This is a genomic window from Euzebyales bacterium (assembly GCA_036374135.1).
Taxonomy (GTDB): Bacteria; Actinomycetota; Nitriliruptoria; order Euzebyales; family JAHELV01; genus JAHELV01.
Window position 1 is genome coordinate 78,314 of sequence record DASUUK010000043.1, and the last position, 22,318, is coordinate 100,631.

The window sequence follows — 22,318 nt, forward strand, 5'->3', positions numbered from 1 at the left end:
ACGTTGAATCGGCCCCACCCCGCTCAGCAATCGCCACCAGTCGATCTCGACGAAGATCACCGCGGCGCCAGGGCGGCACCGGTCTCAACGAGGCCGCCAGCCAATCGTCGCTGTGCTCGGTCGGTCGATGGCGAGGCGCCGAGGTCCGGCGAACGTCAGGCCACGGTCACCTCGTCCGACAGGTACACGTCCTGGATGGCGTTGAGCAGATCGATGCCCTCGGCCGTCGGTCGCTGGAACGCCTTGCGGCCGGAGATCAGGCCGGTGCCGCCCGCGCGCTTGTTGATCACGGCGGTGCGGATCGCGTCGGCGCGGTCGGACGCCCCCGACGAGGCGCCGCCCGAGTTGATGAGGCCGGAGCGGCCCATGTAGCAGTTGACGACCTGCCAGCGGGTCAGGTCGATCGGGTGGTCGGTCGTCAGCTTCTCGTACACCAGGTCGTCGGTGCGGCCGTAGCCGTCGATGGCCCGGTAGCCACCGTTGGTCTCGGGCTGCTTCTGCTTGACGATGTCCGCCTCGATCGTGACGCCGAGGTGGTTGGCCTGGCCGGTCAGATCGGCCGCGGTGTGGTAGTCGGTGCCGTCGACCTTGAAGGCGCTGTTGCGCAGGTAGCACCACAGCACCGTGAACATGCCCAGCTCGTGTGCGTGCTGGAAGGCGTCGCGGACCTCCTGCAGCTGGCGCATCGACTCCTCGGCGCCGAAGTAGACGGTGGCGCCCACGCCCACCGCGCCGAGATCGAACGCCTGCGCGGCGGACCCGAACATCACCTGGTCATGGGAGTTTGGGTAGGTCAGGAGCTCGTTGTGGTTGAGCTTGGCGATGAACGGGATGCGGTGCGCGAAGCGGCGCGCGACCGAGCCAAGCACGCCGACGGTGGTCGCCACGGCGTTGCAGCCGCCGTCGATCGCCAGCTCGACGATGTGCCGCGGATCGAAGTACTGCGGGTTCGGGGCGAACGACGCCGCCGCGGAGTGCTCGATGCCCTGGTCGACGGGCAGGATCGAGACGTACCCGGTGCCGGCGAGCCGCCCGTGGTCGAACAACGACTGCAGGTTGCGCAGCACCGCCGGAGAACGGTCGGACTCGGCCACCACACGGCCCACGAAGTCGCCGCCCGGGAGGTACAGATCCTCTTTGGGCACGGTCTTGCATTCGTAGGAGAGCAGGTCCTCGGCGTCGTCGCCGAGGGAAGAGATGACGTCGCTCATCGGAGACTCCTTGCCGGGTCGTTGAGGACCGTACCCACTTCCAGGTGAGCGTGACCTGCGTGGGGACAGCTTCCACGCACGTGACCGACCGCGCCCAACGACGACCAACAGGCCTGTGTGGACAACGACCGCGCGGATGGCGAGGTGGCGGTCCGCTTCGATGACGCGGTACAGCGCCTGCTGGAGCAGCCAGGCACCGAGCCGACGCTCGGCTGCACCGTTCGTCGCGCGCTCAGCCGATCGCCGGTCACAGCGGTGTGTGGTGGGTCGACGTTGTCGCGTCGAGCAGGCGCTCGCTCGTCAGCGCCGCGATGTGCCGGTGGAACGCGACGGCCATGGCTGGATCGTCACGATCCAGGAGTTCGAGATCCTCACCCGACAGGAACAGCACCGTGCTCGGCTCATCGGCCACCACCGACGCCGACGCCCGGGCGCCGGCATACAGGCTGAGCTCCCCGACGAACACGCCGGGTCGCATCTTGCGCAGCCTGACGATGCTGCCATCGGCGTGCTCCACCTGCGCGGTCAGCAGACCGGCGTCCAGGTAGTACAGCCCCTCGGGCGACTGTCCCTGCTCGATCAGTCGCGCGCCTGCGGGCAGCGACCGGGACGCCATGTACTCGCGCAGACCGCCGAGCGTTCCGTCGCCCTCGTCGGCCGGGGCCGCGACGCTGCTGCCGGCGTCCACGGTCATGAGGACCTGATCCTCGCACCATTCCACGCCGTGGTCGAGGTCACTGAACACGCGTACGGCAGTCTCACGGGCGTCAACGAGACCGGAGGAGTGCAGCAGCTGCGTCGTGTGCACCGACGGGCCCGTCAGCACGAGTGTGAACCCTCGGGTTTCGGCGAGCTGGCCGATCTTGGCGAAGCTCGACGCCACCGAGGCATCGAGCCCTGTGACGTGTCGAAAATCGAGCACCACGAAGCGCGGACCATGGTCGGTGCCGACAACGCGTTCGCGCACCGCTTCGAGCAGCCGGTGGGCGGTGCCGAAGAAGAGGTGCTGCTGGAGCTCGAAGATGCGCACGTGCTGCCCGGATGCGTGCAGCGCCCGCCGTTCGGCGGGCGGACGATCGACGTTGCTCGTGAACTCGCTCCCCGAGTACGTCCGTCGGATCGGAGCGCCGCGGCTGTACTCGACGATGAACAGCACCATCGCCAGGAAGATCCCGAGCGCGACGCCCTCCAACGCCCCGAACACAGCCATCACGACAGTGATCACCATCACGATCGCGTACTCGCCGCGCGACAGGCGATGGCGGGCGTCGTAGAGCCAGGCGACGAGGAAGTCCAGTCCGAGGTACAGCAGAATCCCACCCGGCACGAACGTCGGCAGCTGCGCCAGGGCGGTGGAGCCACCGAGCAGCACGAGGCCGCACAGCGCCGATACGACCACCCCCGTGAGGCGCACGTCCGGTGTCATGCGGTACGACAGCGCCGACAGGCTCAGCGCCTGGTACCCGACAGGGCCGCCCCCGAGCCCGCCGAGCACGTTCGCGACCCCGACCAGCTGCATCTCGCGGTTCAGTCGCACGTCGCGTTGCATCACCAGTTCGAGGCCGGTCGCGTTCAGCAGGTACGCCAGCAGCGAGATCAGCACGACGATGCCCAGCGTGCCGCTCTGCGCGAGGATGGTGTCCCAACGCACCTGTTGGAACATCGCAGCGGTCGGCAGATGCCACAGCGTCTCCGTGGGGAACGGGCCGAGCAGCCACCCGTCGGCCCGTGCCGTCGTCTCGGACATGCCCGCGAGTCGCAGCACGACATGGAAGACAGCAGTCGCGCCGAGCAGCAATCCAGGCAGCGCCAGCGGGTGACTGGTGCGGCGCAGCACGAGCAGGGCCACGACCGCGAGCGCGAGGCCCGGAAGCCACTGCGCGAGCACAGCGCCGTCGAACAACGTGGGAAGCGCCGCGAACGTGATCCGGCTGCCGGTCATCACGTTGACGGCGCCGTCGGTGAGCAGCCAGCCGGTGCCCGCCAGGAATCCGCCCACCACTGGGAACGGCACGTACCGCACGAGGTTGGCCAGCCGAAGCCGGCCGAGTGCCAGGAACGCCGCGCCGGTCGTGAGCGAGGTGACGCCGATCGTCGCGACCACCGTGGGCAGCGCCGACTCGGCGTCCCCCTCCTGGACCAGGATCGCAGCGATGGCGGCGGTGCCGACGGCCAGGATGACTGCCGGCGTGTCCTGGGCGACGCCGATGCTGTTGGGAAGCGCGCTGGTCAGCGCTACCGTGAGACTGACGACGACGGTGGCGAACAGGAAGTAGCCGATTCCCGCCGCGATGAACGGTTCCAGCGGTCCGGCGAACACCAGCGCCGCGAACGAGATCTCCATCAGGACTGTGGACACCGCCACGATGGTGCCGGCGCTCAGCGCGGACGCGGCGGACACGACGGTCGTCGTACGAGTGCCCATCAGCGGCTCCGTTGTCAGCGGGTACCGTGCGGTCAGCGTGAGCGTACGCACAGTGTCCTGACCGCGCCTCACGCGCTCGAGGCCGGGCCCACTACGCGCAGCGATTCACCAGCCGCACTGCACCCACGGCGGGAGGATTCGACACCCCTCGTCGCGCGGAAGTTCGGCCCGGGCGGTGGGATCGACCGCATCGGGACGAGCCTCGAGAGCGTCGGTCCCAGGGGCGGTGGCTGGTGATCTGATGGCTGGGTGTCGGACGCGAAGCCGGGGCGTCGGACGCGAAGCCGAGCGTGGGACAGCGAAAGGACGCAGCCGTCAGGACGCGTGGTCGTCGACGCGCTGACGGTGCCCGCTGAGGTCGGCGAGATCGGCGGCCACGTGGCCGGCGACCCACCCCGACGGATTGCTGAGTGAAAGCGGTCGGCGATCGAGCTCGGGGAACGCGGCCGCGACGGCGTCGGCGACCCGGGTATCGCGTGCCGCGAGCACGGGCAGCAGCCGGTCCTGATCGGCCTCGTCGTGCACCTGTTGCTCGGCGGCGTGCCGCAACCGCTCGCCGATGCGGCTGGCGAACCCGTACAGGAACGCGCGGCGGAACGAGCGCGTGATCGACCTGCCGTGGCGATCGCGACGGGAGCCCTGCGTGGCCATCGCGCCGGTCGCCTGCGCGAGCAACGACGCGCCGAGCAACTCGACCGCGTCCAGATCACCGTCGAACCCGCACAGCGTGACCCACCCCATGTCCGGCGAGTGCACCGCCTCGCACCGGTTCGCCTCAGCGATCGCCGACAGCAGCGCGGCCTTCGCGTCGGGGTAGGGGTTGTCGACCGGGACACGACGGATCGACGGCTCGCCCATCTCGTCCTCTGCGTGCAGCAGGGCGTCGGCGATCGCGTGACGGGTGATCAACTCCTGCGCCTTCGCCGTCAACGCCTCGGCCTCCTCGTCGAAGGGGGTCGACTCGGCCTTGGCGAGGAGCCCGCGGACACGCGCGAGCATCCGCTGGTCCATGCGCGTCGCCGCGGCCTGATCGACCGTGGCCGACGCGTCGGGAGCTGGCATGACCGCCGGGATCGCCGGCAGGCGCAGCAGCAGGGCGAGCACCGGTACGAGCAGCCGGACGTCGTCTACCGGCGATCGCGTCTGCGTGTCGAGCAGACCGTCCGCCAGCGTGTCGAGCTGGATCTGCCACCTTTCGTGCGGTGGCGTACCCGACGTGGCACGCTCGCGCCCGTCCGCGACGACGGCGTGGCTGACGATGTCGCGATGGGCGCCGGTCAGGCGACGGGCGGTGACATGAGCGACGTCGGTCGGCGTCCACCCGTCCCGCCACAGCCGGTCGAGTGCCTGCTCGATGCCGTGCGCCACGGTGCCGGCCACGGCGACACCGCCAGCTGCCAGCTCCAGGAGCAGGTCGACGGCTTCGTCGTGGGCGTCCGGAGCGTGCTCCCACGCCTCGACTGCAACCAGCAGCAGTGATCGGACATCGGGCTGCTGCGTCGCGCGCCGGCGGCCGCGGCCGCCGGCGCGTCTGGCTCGCTGCCGCTTCTTGGCCGCCCGACGCTTCTTGTTGTTCCTGCCCATCGCGGCAGTCTGCCAGATCGCGGATCCCGCAGCGTGATCCGCGGACCCGGCATGTGGACGAGCCCCACACCGTTGCGATGATCAGTGACACGGCGGGGCGGCCCGAGGGTTCAATGATCGAACGCCGACCGCAGGAGATCTCATCATGACCGATCAGCGGATGCGTCGCTCGACGGCCGTCGGCCAGGTGGAGGGCATGGTCGACGCCGCCAGCGACATCCACCGGCTCAACTCGCACGGACTCGACATCCCGCTGCTCGAGGTCTGGGTCGGCGGCGCCATCCTCGAGCCGGTCGACCGGATCGACAGCTCGACGTCGCGCTCGTGCTCGACGTACCGACCGACGAGGGCACCTGGCGCGCGCGATCCCGCCGGTGACTGGATCGCCGATCGCGTGCGGCTGACCAAGCTGCCGGTCGCCTGGGTTCGTGCGACCCGCGGGCGACCCGCGTACGACCGGCGGATGCGCCGCATGATCCGGGTCTGGTCGACTTCCGGCACCGATCGCGATGCGATCGACCGGCTGCGCCATGGTGACCCGACACTGGGAGACGCGGCGGTGCCGGTTGACACGGAGCAGCTGGCCACGGAGCTCGCCGAGTTCCGACGACATCTGGCCACCGTGCTCGACAGTTGCCACGACCGCGACTGGCGTCGCGAGCACACGGGTGGGTGGATCCACCCCGAGGACCACCTGTGGCGGGCCGCCCAGGCCGTCCGCGAACTGACCGACGCCATCGAGGAGCGCCGCGCGGGCGAGCAGTGAGATGGCCGACACCGTTGCGCGGACCGGAACAGGCGCGTCGAAGGCGGGCGCCACCGTGGCCGCGGGACGCATCGCGCTGCGAGCTCGCGCCGATGGGCTCCCACCGCAGCCGGAGCAGAGCCGGGTGACGAGGGGTGTGAGGGGCGTCCCGGGCTTGCCTGCGCGACTAGGGTCTGTCTCTCGGACCGGTCGTGCACCGAGGGTGCAGCTGCGCCCGGCTCGCAAGGCGCAGTGAGCGACGCATAGCGGGTCGTATTCGCGCGAGCTGCAACGACGCGAGCCGGGATGCAGATGTGACCGAATGCCGGCCGGGACCGGGAGACAGACCCTATGATCCCGCCTCGACGAACGAACCGGGGACGGTGGCCACGGTCGAGGTGGGCGCGCATCGTCCCAGTGAGGGGGTGTCCATGGGGGTCAACCTGGCAGTGACGGACGTCCTCGGCGGGCTCGAGCCGGTTGAACGCTCGCGGGTGCTCGCCGGCCTGCTGGCGTTGCAGCCCGGGCTCCGGCCGACAGCGGAGGCGTTGGCCCGCAAGGCGCTGGACGCCGTCGACGAGGACGCCGTCGCCGACCAGGTCGTTGCGGCCTACCGCGGCATGGAGCTGGGGCGCATCGGCCAGCGGATGGGGCCGCGGCGGGGGCGGGGCTACGTCGACGAGAACGAGGCAGCATGGGAGCTGCTCGAGGAGGCGCTCGAGCCGTTCCTCGCACAGATCTCGCGCCGGGGCAGGTTGGGGTTCACGGACGCGGCCCGGCGCTACGCGACGGCCGTGCTCACCGGCCTCGATGAGCTGGCCGAGCGCACCGACCCCGACATCGTATTCGCGTGGGGTCCGCCCGAGGACGCCGCTGACTCGCTGGGGTGGAGCGTCCGCCACACGGCCGCCCAGGCCGGCGTGACGATACCGGAGACGCGCTGATGCGCCTGGCGCGCGTGTGGTCCCCGTGACAATCGAGGTCGCGCTCGACCGTACCGGCGGGACCACCGCGGCCGCAGACGCGAGCGGCGGGCTCGTCGATGCCCTGGACCGAGATCTGCTGGAGGCGCATGCGGGCTGGCTGATCTACATGCGCGGCGTGGACTACGCGTCGCACGGGCACGTCACGGAGCTGCGGGTGGCCGGTGACCGGGCAACAGCGGTCGTGCAGGGCACCCGCCCGTACGACGTGACCGTCGAGGCCGTCGGGTCGACGCTGGCCTTCGAGTGCTCGTGCCCGATGGGCGGGGCCGATGAGTTCTGCAAGCACCTGGTCGCGCTCGGGGTCGAACTGATCGGCGACGTCAACGACGGCGAGGACGCCATCGCCGGCACGTTCGCGCCGGACGGCGACGACATCGCGGTCGACGTTGTCCATGAAGATCCCGACGCGGTCGACCTCGAAGCGTGGCTGGGCGAGCAGTCGGCGGATCGCCTGCGCGAGCTGCTGGTCGCCGAGGCCGCCCGCGACCCTGAGGTCCGTCGGCGACTGTCGCTGATCGCCGCCGCCGACGCCGGCGCGCGGCCCGAGCTGTCCGCGCTGCGCGCGCGGATCATCGACGCGTTCGCCATGGGCCACCACGACCGGTACGGCTTCGTGCACTATCGCCACGCGTACGCCTGGGCGCACGATGTCGACACGGTGATCGACGAGGTCGGCGAGCTGCTGGGTGCCGGGTTCGCCGCCGAGGCCGTCGAGCTCACCGAGACGATCCTGGAGTCGCTCAACGACAGCGTCGGCTCGGTCGACGACTCCGACGGGCACCTGTACGGACTGTTCGAGACCGCCGCCGACCTGCACCTGCGCGCATGCCAGGACGCGCCACCCGACCCCGTCGCGCTGGCCGGACGGCTGCTGCGCTGGGCGACCAGCTGGGAGCTGGACGGGTTCCTCGACGCGATCGGCGACTACGCGTCGGTGCTCGGCGACACGGGCCTGGCGGCCTACCGGACGCTGGCCGAGCAACGGTGGGCGCAGATCCCTGCGATCGGTCCGGGCGACGACCCGCGCGCCCGCCATCACGACCGGTTTGCGATCACCAGGGTGATGGAGGAGCTCGCCGAGGCGACCGGCGGGATCGACGAGCTGCTGGAGGTAATGGCGCGCGACCAGGCATCCGGGCATGCGTTCGTACGGATCGCCACGGCGTGCCGCAACCACGGTCGCGACGACCTCGCGCTCGACTGGGCGCAGCGTGGCCGCGATGCGTTCCCAGCCGAGTCGCGGCTGACCGAGCTGATCGGTGACATCCACGCCGACAACGGCCGCCACGACGACGCGGTGGTCGCCGACCGGGAGCTGTTCCGCGGCGGACCATCGCTGGCGCGCTACCGACGCCTGAAGGACCACGCCGACGCCGTCGGGCGGTGGCCGAACGAGCGCGCGTCCGCGCTGAAGACACTGCGCGAGCAGATCGCGCACCGTCGCCACGAGACACCGCAGCGCACATCGCCGTGGTCCCGCGCGGACGGGTCGGTGCTGGTGGAGATCCTGCTGTGGGAAGGCGACGCTGACGCGGCGTGGGCCGCCGCGCAGCGCTTCGGCTGCAACGACGGTCTGTGGCTGCATGTCGCGGCCGCCCGTGGCACCGACCATCCCACCGACGCGCTCGGGGTCTACCGGCGACACCTCGAACGCGCGCTGGAGCCCGCAGACAACCGCGCCTACGACGACGTCGTGCGGCTGCTCAAGACGATGCGCCCGCTGTACGCGGCGACCGATGACACCGATGCCTTCAACGGGCTGGTGGCCGATGTCCGTACGACGTACAAGCGTCGGCGCAACCTCATCGCCCGCCTCGACCGGGCCCGCCTGTAGGCGACCACACTGGCGCGATCATGCACAACGACATCGCGCTCGGGCGCCGCGCGACCAACCTCCAGGTGACATGGCTCGCACTGCAGATCTCGTCATGCTGACCATCAAGGCGAATGCGATGTCCAGCTTGGCGGGGCGCCACCCCGGACAACTCGTTCGGCCCCGACAGACGAGACGACCAAGGCCACCAATCACATCGTCCGCCTCGAGCGCGCCGCCTCGAGCGTGCAGCGCAGGTCGTGGGCGGCCTCCGGAACCAGGAGGGGCAGACTCACGTCATGGACAACCACCACGCACGGCGCCGCTTCGCAGCCGCACGCGTCGCGCGCCTCGGGACCGTCCGCACGGACGGGACGCCGCACCTGGTCCCCGTGACCTTTGCGGTCGACGACGACGTCATCTACACGGCGGTCGACGCCAAGCCCAAACGAACGACCCGCCTCCAACGACTGCAGAACCTGGCCGCACAACCACGGTGCACGCTACTCGTTGACCACTACGACGACGACTGGTCGGGCCTGTGGTGGGTCCGAGCCGACGGCGACGCGGCCGTCGTCGACAGGCCCGACCCCTCGCATCCGGCGTTCGCGCTGCTGGCCGCCCGCTACGCGGCATACGCTGACACGTCGCCGCACGGACCGCTGATCGTCATCTCGGTGACACGATGGGTCGGGTGGTCGGCCGCCTGAGCACGCCATGCATCGACCGGCGATTCGGCTGGTGCAGTTGCTCACGTCAGCGATGGTGCATCAGTTGGAACAGCCCCTTGTTGCCGTCGGTGCGGATCAGCGCGTAGGTGGCCTGCAGCCGCACCCGTGCAACGCGAACACGATCTTGTCCGCCGGATGATCTTCGGGACGCACGATGTAGCGCGCCAGCATGCCGAAATCGGGCGGATTGCACACCGTTCTCACGGCGGACCGTCGACGGGTACGTCGCCTTCCTCCCAGCCCACACGCTGCCGCCTGGACCTGTCACTGATCGCCAGGGCCACACCGACGTCCCGCGAACCGATGGTGCTTGTCCGTGTTGACGGCCACCCGGTAGGATCTCGGCTCTCCCGTCATGACGTCCGCGTGCGAGAGGGGGACCACCACGTGGCCTGCAGGGTGATCGACCTCGCCGCCGCGTCGGCGGCCGTCCACAGGCCCCCCGATCGCGACGTGGGTCCGTACACGTGAGTCCAGGCGGGAGCCTCGATCCTCAGGGCCCGGTCGCAGAGGCGATGGCCGACCTGTGGTGGCTGATGCTTGCGCTGGGTGTCGTCGTGTTCGTCGTCTTCGCCGTGATGCTCGGCATCGGGCTGTTCCGCCGTCCGTCCGACGAGACCGGCGACGGGGACCAGGCTGACGCTTCCGGCCGCACCGGTCGATGGCTGATCGGCTGGGGGGTGGTCGGTCCGCTCGTGATCATCGCGGTGGTCTTCGGGGCCACCATCCAGGCGATGCGGGTCATGGCGGACGCGGCGCCGCCGGACGCGCTCGTCGTCGACGTCGTCGGCCAGCAATGGTCGTACGAGGTGTCCTATCCCGACCACGATGTGACGACCACCAACGAGCTGCACATCCCGGTCGGACGCACGGTCGCGCTGCGGCTCACCTCCGCGGACGTCATCCACAGCTTCTGGGTCCCAGAGCTCGGCGGGAAGATGGACATGCTGCCCGACGGCGTGAACACGCTCGTGCTGCGTGCCGACGAGCCGGGTGAGTACGTCAGCCGGTGCGCGGAGTTCTGCGGACTCGAGCACACGACCATGCAGCTGACCGTCGTCGCCGAGTCCGCCGGGCAATTCGACGAATGGCTCGCCGACCAGCGGACCACGGCGGCCGTACCGATCGGTGACGGACAACAGGCCGCGGTGGCCCGCCGGGGGGCTGAGCGGTGAGCGACTCCCCCGACGATCCGGGCGGCCGTTCGACGCCGACGGCAAAGCGGACCGCGACCCACGAAGACCTCGACCGGCTGTGGGCGGACCCGAGCGGGTTGTGGGGACAGCTGACCGGCGTGCAGAACGACATGATCGGTCTGCGCCTGATGCTGACCGGGTTCTTCTTCCTCATCCTCGGCGGCAGCTTCGACTCGTTCGTCATGCGGATCCAGCTCGCGTTCCCCGAGCAGCAGCTGATCAGCCCCCAGCTGTACAACGAGCTGTTCACCAACCACGGCTCGGTGACGATGTTCCTCGTCATCCTGCCGATCTTCGAGGGCTTCGCGATCATGATCCTGCCGTTGATCCTGGGGACGCGGGAGATGCCGTTCCCCCGGCTCGGCGCGCTGGGCTACTGGACGTTCCTGCTGGGTGGGCTGCTGTACTACAGCAGCGCCCTGTTCCAGCTGGTCCCCGACGCCGGGTGGTTCGCCTACACCCCGCTCAGCGGCCCCGAGTTCTCACCGGACCGCGCGATCGATTTCTGGATCATCGGGCTGACCGTCGCGGAGATCGGCGCCATCGCGGCGGCCATGGAGATCATCATCGGGGTGCTCAAGATGCGCGCGCCCGGGATGACGCTGACGCGCATGCCCCTGTTCGCATGGGCGTTGCTGGTCATGGCGTTCATGATCCTGTTCGGCTTCACACCACTGATCGTCGGTGATCTGCTGCTGGAGCTCGACCGCGGGTTCGGCACCCACTTCTTCACGGTCGATCGTGGCGGCAGCTCGTTGCTGTGGCAGCACATCTTCTGGATCTTCGGGCACCCCGAGGTGTACATCCAGTTCGTGCCCGCGACGGGGGTCGTGTCGATGATCGTGACGGCGCTCACGCAGCGGCGGATCGCCGGCTACACGTGGATCGTCGGCTCGTTCGTCGCCATCGGCTTCCTGTCGTTCGGCCTGTGGGCCCACCACATGTTCGCCGTGGGCCTCGACCCCTTGATCCTGAGCTTCTTCTCCGGCGCCAGCATGGCCATCGGCATCCCGGCCGGCGTGCAGATCGTCGCGTGGGTGTCGACGATCTGGCTGGGCAGGCCGCAGTGGAAGACGCCGTTCTACTTCGTCGTCGGCTTTCTGGTGATCTTCGTCATCGGCGGGATCACCGGCATCATGACGGCCGCCGTGCCCTTCGACCTGCAGGCTCACGACAGCTACTTCGTCGTCGGTCACCTCCACTACGTGCTGATCGGTGGCGTGGCGTTTCCGATCTTCGCGGGTGTCTACTACTGGTTTCCCAAGTTCACCGGCCGAATGCTCAACGAGCGGCTCGGCCGCTGGAACTTCTGGCTGCTGTTCATCGGAACGAACCTCACGTTCTTCCCGATGCACCAGGTGGGGCTGATGGGCATGCCCCGCCGCGTCTACACCTACGAGTCAGGGCTGGGCTGGGACATCTACAACCTGCTGTCGACGATCGGTGTGTTCGTCATCATCCCGGGCATCGCGGTCTTCGTGTGGAACGTGTTCCGCAGCTACCGCCACGGCGAGGAGGCCGGCGCCAACCCGTGGGGCAGCGACTCGCTGGAGTGGGCGGTGGCCTCCCCGCCCGCCGAGCACGGATGGTCGGTGCTGCCGATCGTGCGCAGCCGGCACCCGCTGTGGGACCAGGACGACCTGCACCGCGGCCCCGCCGACCTCGAGCGGTTCGTCAACGCGCTGGCGCAGTGGCCGCTGCGGTGGCGCGCCGCCGCGATCGTCGGCACCGCGGACGGGCGTCCCCAGGAGGTCTTCCGTGTGGCGGGCCCGTCGTTGTGGCCGCTCGTCGCCGCGCTCGGCATCGTCGTGATCTTCCTCGCCGAGCTCACCAAGCTGCGCTGGGGGGCCGCCGTCGGTGCCGTCGTGGTCGTCGTGTCGGTCATCGGGTGGAACTGGCCCGATCCGGCACCGATGACCGAGGACGAGGAGGCCGACTTCGAGGACGACACCGGTGTGCCGGTCAACGCTGCGGGCAGCGTCGTCGTCGCCGCCTGGGGCATGGGGCTGGCCATCCTGTTCGTCGCCATCGCGTTCGCGACCATGCTGCTGGCCTACTTCTACCTGCGGCTCGAGAACCCCGTGTGGCCACCGCCGGGGATCGCGGACCCCGGCCTCGTCGGCGGCGCGGTCGCTGCCGCGTTGATGGCCGCCAGCGGCGTGGCGATCGCCCGCGCGCTGGCGCGGCTGCGCGATGACGATCGCCGCGGCTTCCTCGGCGGCCTCGCCGCGACGCTCGTGCTCACAGCCGCCGCAGCCGTCGTCGGGTTCCGCGACGTCGCCGCCATGGGCATCAGCGGGAACGCGCACGCGTACGGATCGGTGGTCCACACGCTGACCGGCTTCATCCTGGTCGTGACGGCCGCCGCCTCCCTCATGGTCGCGATGATGACCTACTGGGCCTGGCACGGTGAGTACACGCGCCGCCGCTACGCGCCCGTCCTCAACGTCGTGCGGTTCCAGGTCGCCGCGGTCGTCGTGTGGCTGATCGGGTTCGGGACGATCTACCTGGGGCCGTACCTCACATGAGCGGCGACGGCACACGCGACGAACGGACCGACGGACCCGACGTCGGGTCGACGACGTCGCGGCACGGCACGCCCATGGCGGTCGATATCGCGGCACCGCCGCGCACCCGTCGAGCCCTGGCGCTGTTCGTCGCAGGGCCGGTCGTGTGGTTCGCCCACTTCATCGTCGTCTACGTCGTCGCGGAGGCAGGCTGCACCGGGGGCGGCACCGGACTGCGGCTGTTCGACCCGCCCGTGCCGACCGTGGTCACGCTCGTCGCGACCGCCGTCGCGACCGTGGCGTGCGCCGCGGTCGCCTGGTGGGAATTCCAGCGCTGGCAGGCCGACCGCCACCCGATGCCCGCCGACCACGCCGACGACGTCCCGGAGTCCGACGACCCCGAGATCGGCGGCGCACTGGCCTTCGCCGGCTTCCTGTTGGCGGTGGTGTCGTTGCTGTCGGTGTTGTTCGTCGGCCTGCCCGCCCTGGTGCTGCCGCCATGCTGACCGCGGTGCTCGCCCATGCGGGCCAGCCACCGCAGCCTCACGACCTGTGGACCGCGTGGAACCTGTCCCCGCTGCTGCTGACCGGACTGGTGCTGGCCTGGCTGGCCTACCACCGGGGTCGACCCACCGGTGGTCGCCGCCCCGCCGACGTCCGGCGGGCGCGCTGCTTCGCCGGCGCGCTGCTGGCGCTGGCTGTTGCGCTCGTGTCGCCCCTGGACGCGCTCGGCGCGGCGCTGGCGTCAGCGCACATGGTCCAGCACGTCGTGGTGATCCTCGTCGCGGCGCCGCTGCTGGCGCTCAGCGCGCCGTCCAGCGCGCTGCTGCGCGGGAGCCCGCTCGCCGTGCGGCGGGCCACCAGCCGCGTGCGCCATCGGCTGCGGCCGGCCGAACGCAGCTTGCGCGTGGCCGCCGCGCCCGTCACCGTGTGGCTGCTCCACGTGGCCGTCGTGTGGCTGTGGCACGCGTCGGTCCTCTACGATGCGGCCGTCGCGAACGAGTGGCTGCACGTCCTCGAGCACGCGACCTTCCTGGTCACGGGCCTCTGGTTCTGGCGCGTGATCATCGGCGTCCGCGGTGGCGCAGCACGCGTCCCACACGGACTCGGCATTCTGCTCGTGTTCGCCATGGCGATGCAGAGCGTGTTCCTCTCGGTCATCATGACCTTCGCCCGCACGCCCTGGTACGCCAGCTACGCGACGACGACGCAGCCGTGGGGGCTGGATCCCCTCGCGGACCAGCAGCTCGCCGGCGTCATCATGTGGGTGCCTGCGGGCGTCATCTACCTGGGAGTCGCCCTGGCCCTCCTGGCCGTCTGGCTCCGGCACATCGAGCGCGACACGGGTGCACCGCACGGGTTCCGTCGCGCGGTACGGGACCGCGGTTGACCCGTCAGGCGCACGTGCACCTGCGGGCGCCGCGGCGGCTTCGCGACCGTAGTCACCGCGGCCGCGGTCGAGCGTCGACGCCCAGCTGCCGAAAGGCGTAACGGTCCGCTCGACGATCACGACCCCTACCACCCTTCCCACGAGTTCGGCGTCCTGCGGCGGTCAGTGGGACCCGTCCCATGGCAGACACCGTACTCATGCGGCCGGTGGTGATACCAACCAACAGTCGTGCGTGGATGCAGCGGATCGGTGGCGCACCGGCGCGCGACGTCGATCCGCCCGCGCTGATCGCCACCACCACAATCGCGACGCAGGCCCGCAGAACCCAGAGTCCGCAACTATGCGCGGGTGGCGATGGCCGAGTGTGCGAGCTCGATGCCAACACTGACCGGATCACCCTCGACGTACGTCGCGCCGAGGTCGTCGGCGAGCTGTGGTGATGCACCTCCGGCGCCCAGGTACAGCGGCACGTGGGCGCTCAGCTCGCGCAGCGAGTCGCCGACCGCGTCGAGCGCAGCCGGGTCGGCCGCGGACAGCAGGACCAGGGCCGGCCTGACCGTACGCACGGTCGTGATGAGCGTGTCGATCGGGCTGTCGGCTCCGAGGAAGATCACCCGGAGTCCCTGCCGCCACATGCTGAGACCGCACATGATGAGCCCGAGGTCGTGCTGATCGCCCGGCGGTGCCGCCAGCACGGCACGTGGGCCGGCCCCCTGCCCCCAGCCCTGCGCCAGGCTCAGCAGCCGCGCGCGAAGCAGGTTGGACGCGAAGTGCTCCTGGCCCACCGTGACGTCGCCGGACAGCCAGCGGTCGCCGACGTCACGCAGGTACGGAAGGATCACATCCTGAAGGACGGTCTCGAGCGCGAAGGTCGCCAGCAACTCGTCGAGCACCCCATGTGCGCCGGCGTCGTCGAACGCGTCCAGGCTCGAACGCAAACGCGCGACCTCGCCGTCCAACCGCACCGGTCCGACGGCGGATGGCTCGGTGACCGCGGGCGGCTCTGACGCCAGCCGAGCCGCCTGGGCTGCGGAGGCGCCGCGCTCGAGGTGGGCGAGCATCCGCTCCACACGGGCGACGTCGGCGTCTGAGTAGAGCCGGAACCCGCCCGGCGACCGGTCCGGTGTCAGCAGGTCGTAGCGCTTCTCCCACGCACGAAGGCGCTCGGGGCTCACTGCAACGCGATGGCTGAACTCGCCGATTCGTAGGTATCCGCCACTCATGGCAACACTGTACAAACATTGTACGAAAATCTCCACGGAAGGTTGACAGGCGCCCCGGTACGGCGTACCTTGGCCAAACCTTAGACAGAACCTACACAAGGATCCAGTCATGAATGTCAGCACCGCTGGTCGCCGACGCGAGGGTAGGACCCGGCGCCGCGCGATCACCACCCTGTTCGTCGCCGCGCTGTTCGTCGCCGCGTTCGCCGGTCCAGCAAGCGCGCAGTCCGACACCGGGACCGTCACGGTCGTCCATGGCGTGCCCGGCCTGACCGTCGACGTCTACGTCAACGGCGACCCGACCCTGGAGGACTTCGAGCCGGGAACGGTCACCGATCCGCTCGAGCTGCCCGCCGGTGACTACGACGTGGAGATCCGACCCGCAGGCGAGGACCCCGGGTCCGAACCGGCGATCTCCGGTTCTGCGACCGTGGAGGCAGGGACCAACGCCTCGCTCGTCGCGCACCTGGACGCCGACGGCCAGCCGACGCTCTCCGCGTTCGCCAACGACACCAGCAACGTCGGCGCCGGTGACGCGCGCTTGACGGTGCGCCACACCGCGGCCGCACCCGCGGTCGACATCCTCGCGGACGGCTCGGCTCTGGTGTCCGGGCTGACCAACCCCAACGAGGCGGTCACCGAGGTGCCAGCCGGCACCTACGAGGCTGCCGTGGCGCCCGAGGGCACCACCGACCCGGTGCTCGGTCCGACCGACCTGACGCTCGAGGAGGGCACCAACACCATCGTGTACGCCATCGGCTCGCTCGATGAGGACAGCCTCGACATCCTCGTGCAGACCATCTCCGGACTGCACTCGAACCCGGGCGGCGTGCCCGCCGGCACCGGCGGGATGGCTGACGACGCCATGCCGACGTGGCTGATCGCGTTGACCGCCGCTGCCGCGGCCAGCGCGCTGGCGGCGGGTGGCCGCCTGGCCTACGCCCGTGCGCGGTCCTGAGCGGCTCGCCCGGACGGTGCTGGTGGTCGGCCTCGTGCTGGCCATCAGCACTCCCCTTGTCTGGGAACTGATGACGCCATCGGCCAACGCGGGGACGTTGCCCGCCCAGGCGCAGGTCACGGCACAGCCCGTTCCCACCGCCGCGGTCGCGGCCCGACAGGGCGCGACCCAACCGGAGCCGGGCGCCGTGGTGCGTCGGGGCGGCTCCGCAGCCGAGACGGAAGCCGCGGCCGAGCCGGAGCCCGGCGCCGTCGAGCGTCGGGCCGGCTCCGCAGCGGACAATGATCCGCGTCCAGCGACGCGCTCCGCCCGCATCGCCGACCTCGACGTCGAGCCCAGCCCGGTGCCAAGGAGACTGCGCATCCCGAGCATCGACGTCGACGCGACGATCGGCGCAATCGGCGTCGAGGCCAACGGCGACGTGGAGGTGCCCGAGAACGTCCGCAACGTCGGTTGGTACCGCTACGGGCCCGCGCCCGGGGAACCCGGCGCGACGGTGATCGCCGGCCACGTCGATTCCCGAGAACAGGGACCCGGTGCGTTCTTCGACCTGCGCACGCTGGATGTCGGCGCACGCGTGAGCGTGGCCGACAGCACCGGTGACGAACACCGCTACGACGTCGTCGCCCGTCGCGCCTACGACAAGTCGGTGCTGCCCACCGACAAGCTGTTCTCGCGTGCAGGGCCGTCCCAACTCATCCTGATCACCTGCGGCGGCGACTTCGACAGCACCGCGGGGTCCTACCGGAACAACGTCGTCATCTACGCGCAGCCGTCCTGACGCCCGTGACGGCTCGCGCGGGAACGGATACAACACGGCGGAGGAGTGGCACATGACCCGCATGATCGACACCGACGACGAGACGGTCACCCGGGCGGAGCTCGTCGGGCTTGGCAGGTTCAACCTGATCGTCGGGCTGCTGCATCTGGCGCAGGCCGCCGCCATGTTCGCGCTGAGCAACGACCTGAGCTTCCCGATCACCGCGTCGTTCCTGACCGGCGACCCGGTGATGACCCGAGGAGTACCCACGCCCGAGGTGGTGTTCGATCTGCCGATCGGCCCGACGGTCGCGTCGTTCCTGCTGCTTGCCGCGGTCGATCACCTGCTGATGGCCACACAACCCGTGCGTCAGTGGTACGAGGCCAACCTGCGTCAGGGCATGAACATCGCCCGCTGGGTCGAGTACGCGATCAGCGCCTCGGTCATGTTGATCCTGATCGCCACGCTGTCGGGCATATGGGACCTTGCGGCCGTCATCGGACTGTTCGCGGCGAACAGCGCGATGATCCTGTTCGGCTGGCTGCAGGAGAAGGACCACCAGCCCGGCGGCGACCTGACCGCGTTCTGGTTCGGCACCGTCATTGGACTGGTCCCGTGGCTGGCGATCGGCGCGTACCTGTTGGCCGGCAACGACCCGCCCGGGTTCGTCTACGGCATCTTCGTCTCGCTGTTCGTCCTGTTCTCGAGCTTCGGGGTCAACCAGTGGCTGCAGTACCGGCAGGTCGGCCGGTGGCGGGACTACCTGTTCGGCGAACGCGCCTACATCGTCCTGAGCCTCGTCGCGAAGTCGCTGCTGGCGTGGCAGATCTTCGCCAACGTCCTGCGCAGCTGACGGACCGCTGACCGGGCCTCGGTCTGACGGCGCAACGCTGCACACACGCGGCCGGGCGCGAGGTGTGGAGGCGGCGGCCCGACGAGGCGAGCGGCGTCAGCGCATCGCCTCCTCGCGGATGCGGGTCTTCGTCGCGCCCAGCTGCAGATCGGGCGGGGTCGCCTTCGACAGGCCCCAGCGGCCGGCGAGTCGGTGGATGTGGGTGCCCACCGGGAACGCCGGCGACCGACCGCCGCGGGACTGTGCGAGCAGTGTTCGGCCGTCAGGTGGCCTCGAGGTTGTCGATCTGGATCGCCAGCAACGCCGGGTCAAGCCCGAGCGCGCGCATCGCGTCCGCGTTCTCAGACAGGTCCACCAGATCTGGCAGCAACCGGTCCGCCCGCTCGGCCCGGTCGAGATCGCCCCGCACGACGAACAGGTCGATGATGTGTTTCTTGGCAAGCTTCACGCGATTGCCTCTGCGGTGGGCGACGGCGTCCGCTTGTGCAAGGACCGCACCGTGCGCGGGACACCGCAGCCGCGTCATCACCGCGGTCGCCGCGACCTCGTCCGCGGCTGCCCACTGTACCGGGTGATCCATCCGTCAGCGGCAGACGGCGGCCGGGGCATGCCTCCTCGCCGTCGCCTTTCGCAGTGGCTCCACACACCATCGCCCGGCAACGCAACCCCGATCGCGTGTCGACCGTCACTCGACTCCGCGGACTTTGGGCCCTGTCACAGCGCGGCAGGTCCGGTTCAGTGGGATGCGTACGTGATCTCGCTCGGGAGGGGCACCGCGATGACGACGCTGTCACGGCCCGACACCGGGCCGACCGGCCGCCCTGTCGCAGCCGGTGTTCCCCGGGGCCAATCCGGTGCTGGCGGCGCTGCCGCGCATCTGCTCGTCCGGCATCTGCACGCCCGTCGGCTGACGAGGCCCCGGCGGGCGGATCGGAGGCTGAGATGAGGATCGTGGTAGCCGCCTTCCTGCTCGGACACGCGGCGGTGCATGCGGTGATGTGGACGCTGCCGTTCACCAACGCGACCCGGGACATGCCGTTCGATCCCGGGCACTCATGGCTGTTTGGTGACAGCCGGCTGCCGGCGGTGGTGCTCGCGGGCCTCGCGACTGCCGGGTTCGCCGTGACCGCGGTCGGCTACCTGCTGGGTGCCGCATGGTGGCCGCCTGTGATGCTGGTGGCCTCGGCCATCTCGTTGCTGTTGATGGTCGGCTGGTTCACGTCGTGGTGGCTTGTTGGAATCGCCCTCAGCGCAGGCCTCGCGCTGTTCGCCTGGCGGGCCCAACCGCTGGCGTGACCGGCCGCCGGCTGGCGCCCGCACGGCAACAGGGCGCTGCGCGTGTCCAGTCGTCGCGGTTCGCGGCTCCGGAGGCATCGGACGCAGCAGATCGGAACCCGGATGAACGCAACAACCACCTCGCCGAGCCGAGCGACCGGGCCCGCGGGCGCGCGGGCCGCGGTCGTGGAGACGGCCGGTCTCGCCAAGTCGTTCGGCGATGTCGAAGCAGTCCGTGGCGTGGACCTGACGGTGCCGGCGCACTCGATCTTCGGTTTCCTGGGTCCCAACGGCGCGGGGAAGACGACCACGATCAAGATGCTGGTCGGGTTGCTGCGCCCGACGGCGGGCACTGCGCGGGTCCTCGGCCTGGACGCGGTGACGCAGTCGTTGGAGCTGCGCCGCCGGGTCGGGTTCCTGCCCCAGCAGCCGGTGTTCTACGACGACATGACCGCCCGCGAGACGCTGCGGTATGCGGGCGGGTTCTTCCACTTCGGCGCTGCCGATCTGGATCGGAGGATCGGCGACGTACTCCACGTCGTCGGGCTGGCTGGCCGCGCCGATCGTTCCGTGGTGGGGTTCTCCGGTGGAGAACGCCAGCGGCTCGGGTTGGCGCAGGCGATGCTGCACGACCCGCAGCTGCTGGTCCTGGATGAGCCCGCAGCCGGACTGGATCCCCTGGGTCGCCGAGACGTCCTGGTGCTGCTCGAACGGCTGCGCGAACGGGCGACGGTGCTGTACTCGACACACATCCTCGATGACGTCCAGCGCGTGTCGGACACCGTGGCGATCATCCGAGATGGAACGCTCATCGCGCAGGGGCCGATCGCGTCACTGCTCGCCGGTCGCGACGGGATCACCTACCGCCTCGAGCTCGCGGGCGACACCTCAGCTGTTGAGGCCCACCTGCAGCGAGAGCCGTGGGTCACCGTGATCGACCGCGACAACGCCGACGGACGCGCGGTGTGGCACGTCGGGGTCTCCGACGAGCAGGCCGCCGACCGGCAGCTGCTGCGCACCGTCGTCGCGGATCCGGAGGTGACGGTGCTGGCCTACGGCCGTCAGCGCCATGACCTCGAAGACGCGTTCATCCACCTCGTCGAGCAGGAGTCACAACCATGACCGCGCCCACCCTGCGACTGCTCGAGTCGGCGGTGACCCGTCGGACCGCCGGGTTCGGCACCGTGTTCGCCCGCGAGTCGCGGACGTGGTGGGCGACCCGCCGGTGGTGGACCCAGACGCTGCTGTGGACCGTCATCCTCAACGGGCTGCTGCTGGCGTTCGTGTGGATCGCCGACCAGGCGGCCGCGACCGGATCCGCTGTCGGGGTGTCGGAGGTGTGGCCGCAGTACCTGCCGGTTGCGGTGCTGCTGTCGACCGTCGGCGTGGTCGTGCTCACCCAGGGCGTGATGCTCGACGAACGCCGCTCCGGGACGTTGGAGTGGGTGTTGACCAAGCCGGTGTCGCGCACGGCGTTCGTGCTCGCGAAGCTCGCCGCGCACGGCCTGCCGACCCTCGTCGCGCTCGTCGTCGTGCCGTGGACGGGGCTCTATGCGTTGCTGTCGACCCAGGTCGACGGGACCTGGCCGGTCGGCGAGTTCCTCGCTGTCGCGGGGCTGGTCGCGCTGCTCCTGGTCTTCACCGTCGCGCTGACCGTGCTGCTGGGGACCGTCACCATCGGGCGCGGCATCGTGATCGGCGTGCCCATCGCCGCGGTGATGCTCTACGACGGTGTGCACGTGCTCGCACGTGACCTCGCCGGGCGGTTGCCGTTCCCGTGGGAGACGACGACCGCCGCGGTGCGGCTGGCGACCGGCGCGCCACTGGTCTCGATCGTCCCGCTGGTCGCGACGATGCTGTGGACCGCCGCCGTCGTCGCCGCCGCGTGCTGGCGGTTCGAACATGAACAGTTCTGACGGAGACGCATCGTGAGGTTCGTCGCCTGGTTCGACATCGCTGTCGGCGCGGCGATCGCCGGGCTGTGGACCATGTTGCTCGCGACCCGGCAGATCCCAGAGATCGCCGAGGGCCGTACAGACATCTGGTTCCACATCACCGCCGAGCTCGTCACGGCGGCGCTGCTGGTGGCCGTCGGCACCCGTGCGGGCCAGCCCCCTCGGCGACGTCAGCAATCGGAGAGCGCCCGGAGTGCCTCGCAGATCGCTGCACGCGGGTACGACAGGACACCAACGCGCTGGGTCAGGAACGACCGCCTGATCGGCTGGAGGTTGTCGAACGTCGCGGCGCAGGTGTCGGCCAGCCCTTCAGCGGCACCCAGCGGGACCTCGGTGGGGATGCCGCGCACCGTCCGGGTCACCGGAGCGACGATCAGCCAGCGCAGGACCGGCACGACCTCGGAGCGCGTGACAATCAGCACGGGCCGCCGCTTGTCCTCCGCCTCAGCCCACCAGATCTCACCCTGCGCAGGCGTCACCACGGCTCGTCGGCGATCATCTCGCGGGTCGCGTCGTCGGTCCAGCTGTACTGGTCGTCGGTCTGCGGTTGAGCCCGATAGGCATCCACGATCTCCGATGCGACCTGCGCGCGTCGGTGGCGATCGACGATCACACGCAGCCCTTCCCGCACCGCGTCCGAACGCGACGCGAAGACCCCCTCGCTGACAAGCACGTCGATCGCAGCCGCAAGTTGATCGTCCACGCG

General features: G+C 70.1%; 21 protein-coding genes. 14 read left to right on the plus strand and 7 right to left on the minus strand.

Annotated features, from left to right (window positions below; genetic code table 11):
- Positions 1–155 precede the first annotated feature (155 nt).
- From VFZ70_07615 to VFZ70_07625, 3 genes are all read right to left on the minus strand, one after another.
- The gene (locus VFZ70_07615) at positions 156–1,211 is read right to left on the minus strand and encodes a class I fructose-bisphosphate aldolase (protein HEX6255667.1); all 1,056 of its coding nucleotides are present in this window, start codon (positions 1,209–1,211) and stop codon (positions 156–158) included.
- 247 nt (positions 1,212–1,458) lie between these two features.
- On the minus strand, positions 1,459–3,636 hold the full coding sequence (locus VFZ70_07620; protein HEX6255668.1) for a SulP family inorganic anion transporter: 2,178 nt from the start codon (positions 3,634–3,636) through the stop codon (positions 1,459–1,461).
- Between the two features lie 315 nt (positions 3,637–3,951).
- Positions 3,952–5,220 carry a DUF2786 domain-containing protein gene (locus tag VFZ70_07625; protein ID HEX6255669.1) on the minus strand — a complete coding sequence of 423 codons (1,269 nt, stop codon included), beginning with the start codon at positions 5,218–5,220 and terminating at the stop codon, positions 3,952–3,954.
- A 145-nt stretch (positions 5,221–5,365) separates the two neighbouring features.
- Here VFZ70_07625 and VFZ70_07630 point away from each other — a divergent pair, with 145 nt between their 5' ends.
- The 8 genes from VFZ70_07630 (at position 5,366) to VFZ70_07665 (ending at position 14,588) form a co-directional block, all read left to right on the plus strand.
- The gene (locus VFZ70_07630; protein HEX6255670.1) at positions 5,366–5,986 is read left to right on the plus strand and encodes a hypothetical protein; all 621 of its coding nucleotides are present in this window, start codon (positions 5,366–5,368) and stop codon (positions 5,984–5,986) included.
- Between the two features lie 410 nt (positions 5,987–6,396).
- Positions 6,397–6,909: a hypothetical protein gene (locus tag VFZ70_07635; GenBank protein HEX6255671.1), complete on the plus strand. Its 513-nt coding sequence runs from the start codon at positions 6,397–6,399 to the stop codon at positions 6,907–6,909.
- A 25-nt stretch (positions 6,910–6,934) separates the two neighbouring features.
- Positions 6,935–8,785, plus strand: coding sequence for a hypothetical protein (locus VFZ70_07640; GenBank protein ID HEX6255672.1), 1,851 nt, complete (start codon positions 6,935–6,937; stop codon positions 8,783–8,785).
- A gap of 278 nt (positions 8,786–9,063) precedes the next feature.
- A complete protein-coding gene (locus tag VFZ70_07645; GenBank protein ID HEX6255673.1) occupies positions 9,064–9,474 on the plus strand; it encodes a TIGR03668 family PPOX class F420-dependent oxidoreductase in 411 nt (136 codons plus the stop codon).
- Positions 9,475–9,962: 488 nt separating this feature from the next.
- The gene (coxB, locus tag VFZ70_07650; GenBank protein HEX6255674.1) at positions 9,963–10,670 is read left to right on the plus strand and encodes a cytochrome c oxidase subunit II; all 708 of its coding nucleotides are present in this window, start codon (positions 9,963–9,965) and stop codon (positions 10,668–10,670) included.
- Positions 10,667–13,219: a cbb3-type cytochrome c oxidase subunit I gene (locus tag VFZ70_07655; protein HEX6255675.1), complete on the plus strand. Its 2,553-nt coding sequence runs from the start codon at positions 10,667–10,669 to the stop codon at positions 13,217–13,219. Before coxB ends, VFZ70_07655 begins: the two co-directional genes overlap by 4 nt.
- Positions 13,216–13,704 carry a hypothetical protein gene (locus tag VFZ70_07660; GenBank protein HEX6255676.1) on the plus strand — a complete coding sequence of 163 codons (489 nt, stop codon included), beginning with the start codon at positions 13,216–13,218 and terminating at the stop codon, positions 13,702–13,704. Before VFZ70_07655 ends, VFZ70_07660 begins: the two co-directional genes overlap by 4 nt.
- Positions 13,698–14,588 carry a cytochrome c oxidase assembly protein gene (locus VFZ70_07665; GenBank protein ID HEX6255677.1) on the plus strand — a complete coding sequence of 297 codons (891 nt, stop codon included), beginning with the start codon at positions 13,698–13,700 and terminating at the stop codon, positions 14,586–14,588. The genes VFZ70_07660 and VFZ70_07665 overlap by 7 nt, the downstream gene beginning before the upstream one ends.
- Positions 14,589–14,926: 338 nt before the next feature.
- Here the strand turns inward: VFZ70_07665 and VFZ70_07670 are convergent, their stop codons facing one another.
- Positions 14,927–15,811 (minus strand): B12-binding domain-containing protein, encoded by an 885-nt coding sequence (locus VFZ70_07670; protein HEX6255678.1) that lies wholly within the window; start codon positions 15,809–15,811, stop codon positions 14,927–14,929.
- Positions 15,812–15,920: 109 nt separating this feature from the next.
- Here VFZ70_07670 and VFZ70_07675 point away from each other — a divergent pair, with 109 nt between their 5' ends.
- The 3 genes from VFZ70_07675 to heR are packed head-to-tail and all read left to right on the plus strand — an operon-like array spanning position 15,921 to position 18,382.
- The gene (locus VFZ70_07675) at positions 15,921–16,769 is read left to right on the plus strand and encodes a DUF4397 domain-containing protein (GenBank protein HEX6255679.1); all 849 of its coding nucleotides are present in this window, start codon (positions 15,921–15,923) and stop codon (positions 16,767–16,769) included.
- On the plus strand, positions 16,756–17,550 hold the full coding sequence (locus VFZ70_07680) for a class F sortase (protein HEX6255680.1): 795 nt from the start codon (positions 16,756–16,758) through the stop codon (positions 17,548–17,550). The genes VFZ70_07675 and VFZ70_07680 overlap by 14 nt, the downstream gene beginning before the upstream one ends.
- A 52-nt stretch (positions 17,551–17,602) precedes the next feature.
- Positions 17,603–18,382 carry a heliorhodopsin HeR gene (gene heR, locus VFZ70_07685; GenBank protein HEX6255681.1) on the plus strand — a complete coding sequence of 260 codons (780 nt, stop codon included), beginning with the start codon at positions 17,603–17,605 and terminating at the stop codon, positions 18,380–18,382.
- A 262-nt stretch (positions 18,383–18,644) separates the two neighbouring features.
- Here the strand turns inward: heR and VFZ70_07690 are convergent, their stop codons facing one another.
- Positions 18,645–18,911, minus strand: coding sequence for a hypothetical protein (locus tag VFZ70_07690; protein ID HEX6255682.1), 267 nt, complete (start codon positions 18,909–18,911; stop codon positions 18,645–18,647).
- Positions 18,912–19,324: 413 nt separating this feature from the next.
- On the opposite strand from VFZ70_07690, the gene VFZ70_07695 reads away from it, so the two are divergent.
- The 3 genes from VFZ70_07695 (at position 19,325) to VFZ70_07705 (ending at position 21,573) form a co-directional block, all read left to right on the plus strand.
- Positions 19,325–19,678 carry a hypothetical protein gene (locus tag VFZ70_07695; GenBank protein ID HEX6255683.1) on the plus strand — a complete coding sequence of 118 codons (354 nt, stop codon included), beginning with the start codon at positions 19,325–19,327 and terminating at the stop codon, positions 19,676–19,678.
- A gap of 102 nt (positions 19,679–19,780) precedes the next feature.
- Positions 19,781–20,779: an ABC transporter ATP-binding protein gene (locus VFZ70_07700; protein HEX6255684.1), complete on the plus strand. Its 999-nt coding sequence runs from the start codon at positions 19,781–19,783 to the stop codon at positions 20,777–20,779.
- Positions 20,776–21,573 (plus strand): ABC transporter permease subunit, encoded by a 798-nt coding sequence (locus VFZ70_07705; GenBank protein ID HEX6255685.1) that lies wholly within the window; start codon positions 20,776–20,778, stop codon positions 21,571–21,573. Before VFZ70_07700 ends, VFZ70_07705 begins: the two co-directional genes overlap by 4 nt.
- A gap of 209 nt (positions 21,574–21,782) precedes the next feature.
- Here the strand turns inward: VFZ70_07705 and VFZ70_07710 are convergent, their stop codons facing one another.
- The gene (locus VFZ70_07710) at positions 21,783–22,091 is read right to left on the minus strand and encodes a type II toxin-antitoxin system PemK/MazF family toxin (protein HEX6255686.1); all 309 of its coding nucleotides are present in this window, start codon (positions 22,089–22,091) and stop codon (positions 21,783–21,785) included.
- Positions 22,088–22,318: ribbon-helix-helix domain-containing protein (locus VFZ70_07715; GenBank protein ID HEX6255687.1), on the minus strand; the 231-nt coding region annotated here is incomplete at its 5' end. The genes VFZ70_07710 and VFZ70_07715, both read right to left, overlap by 4 nt.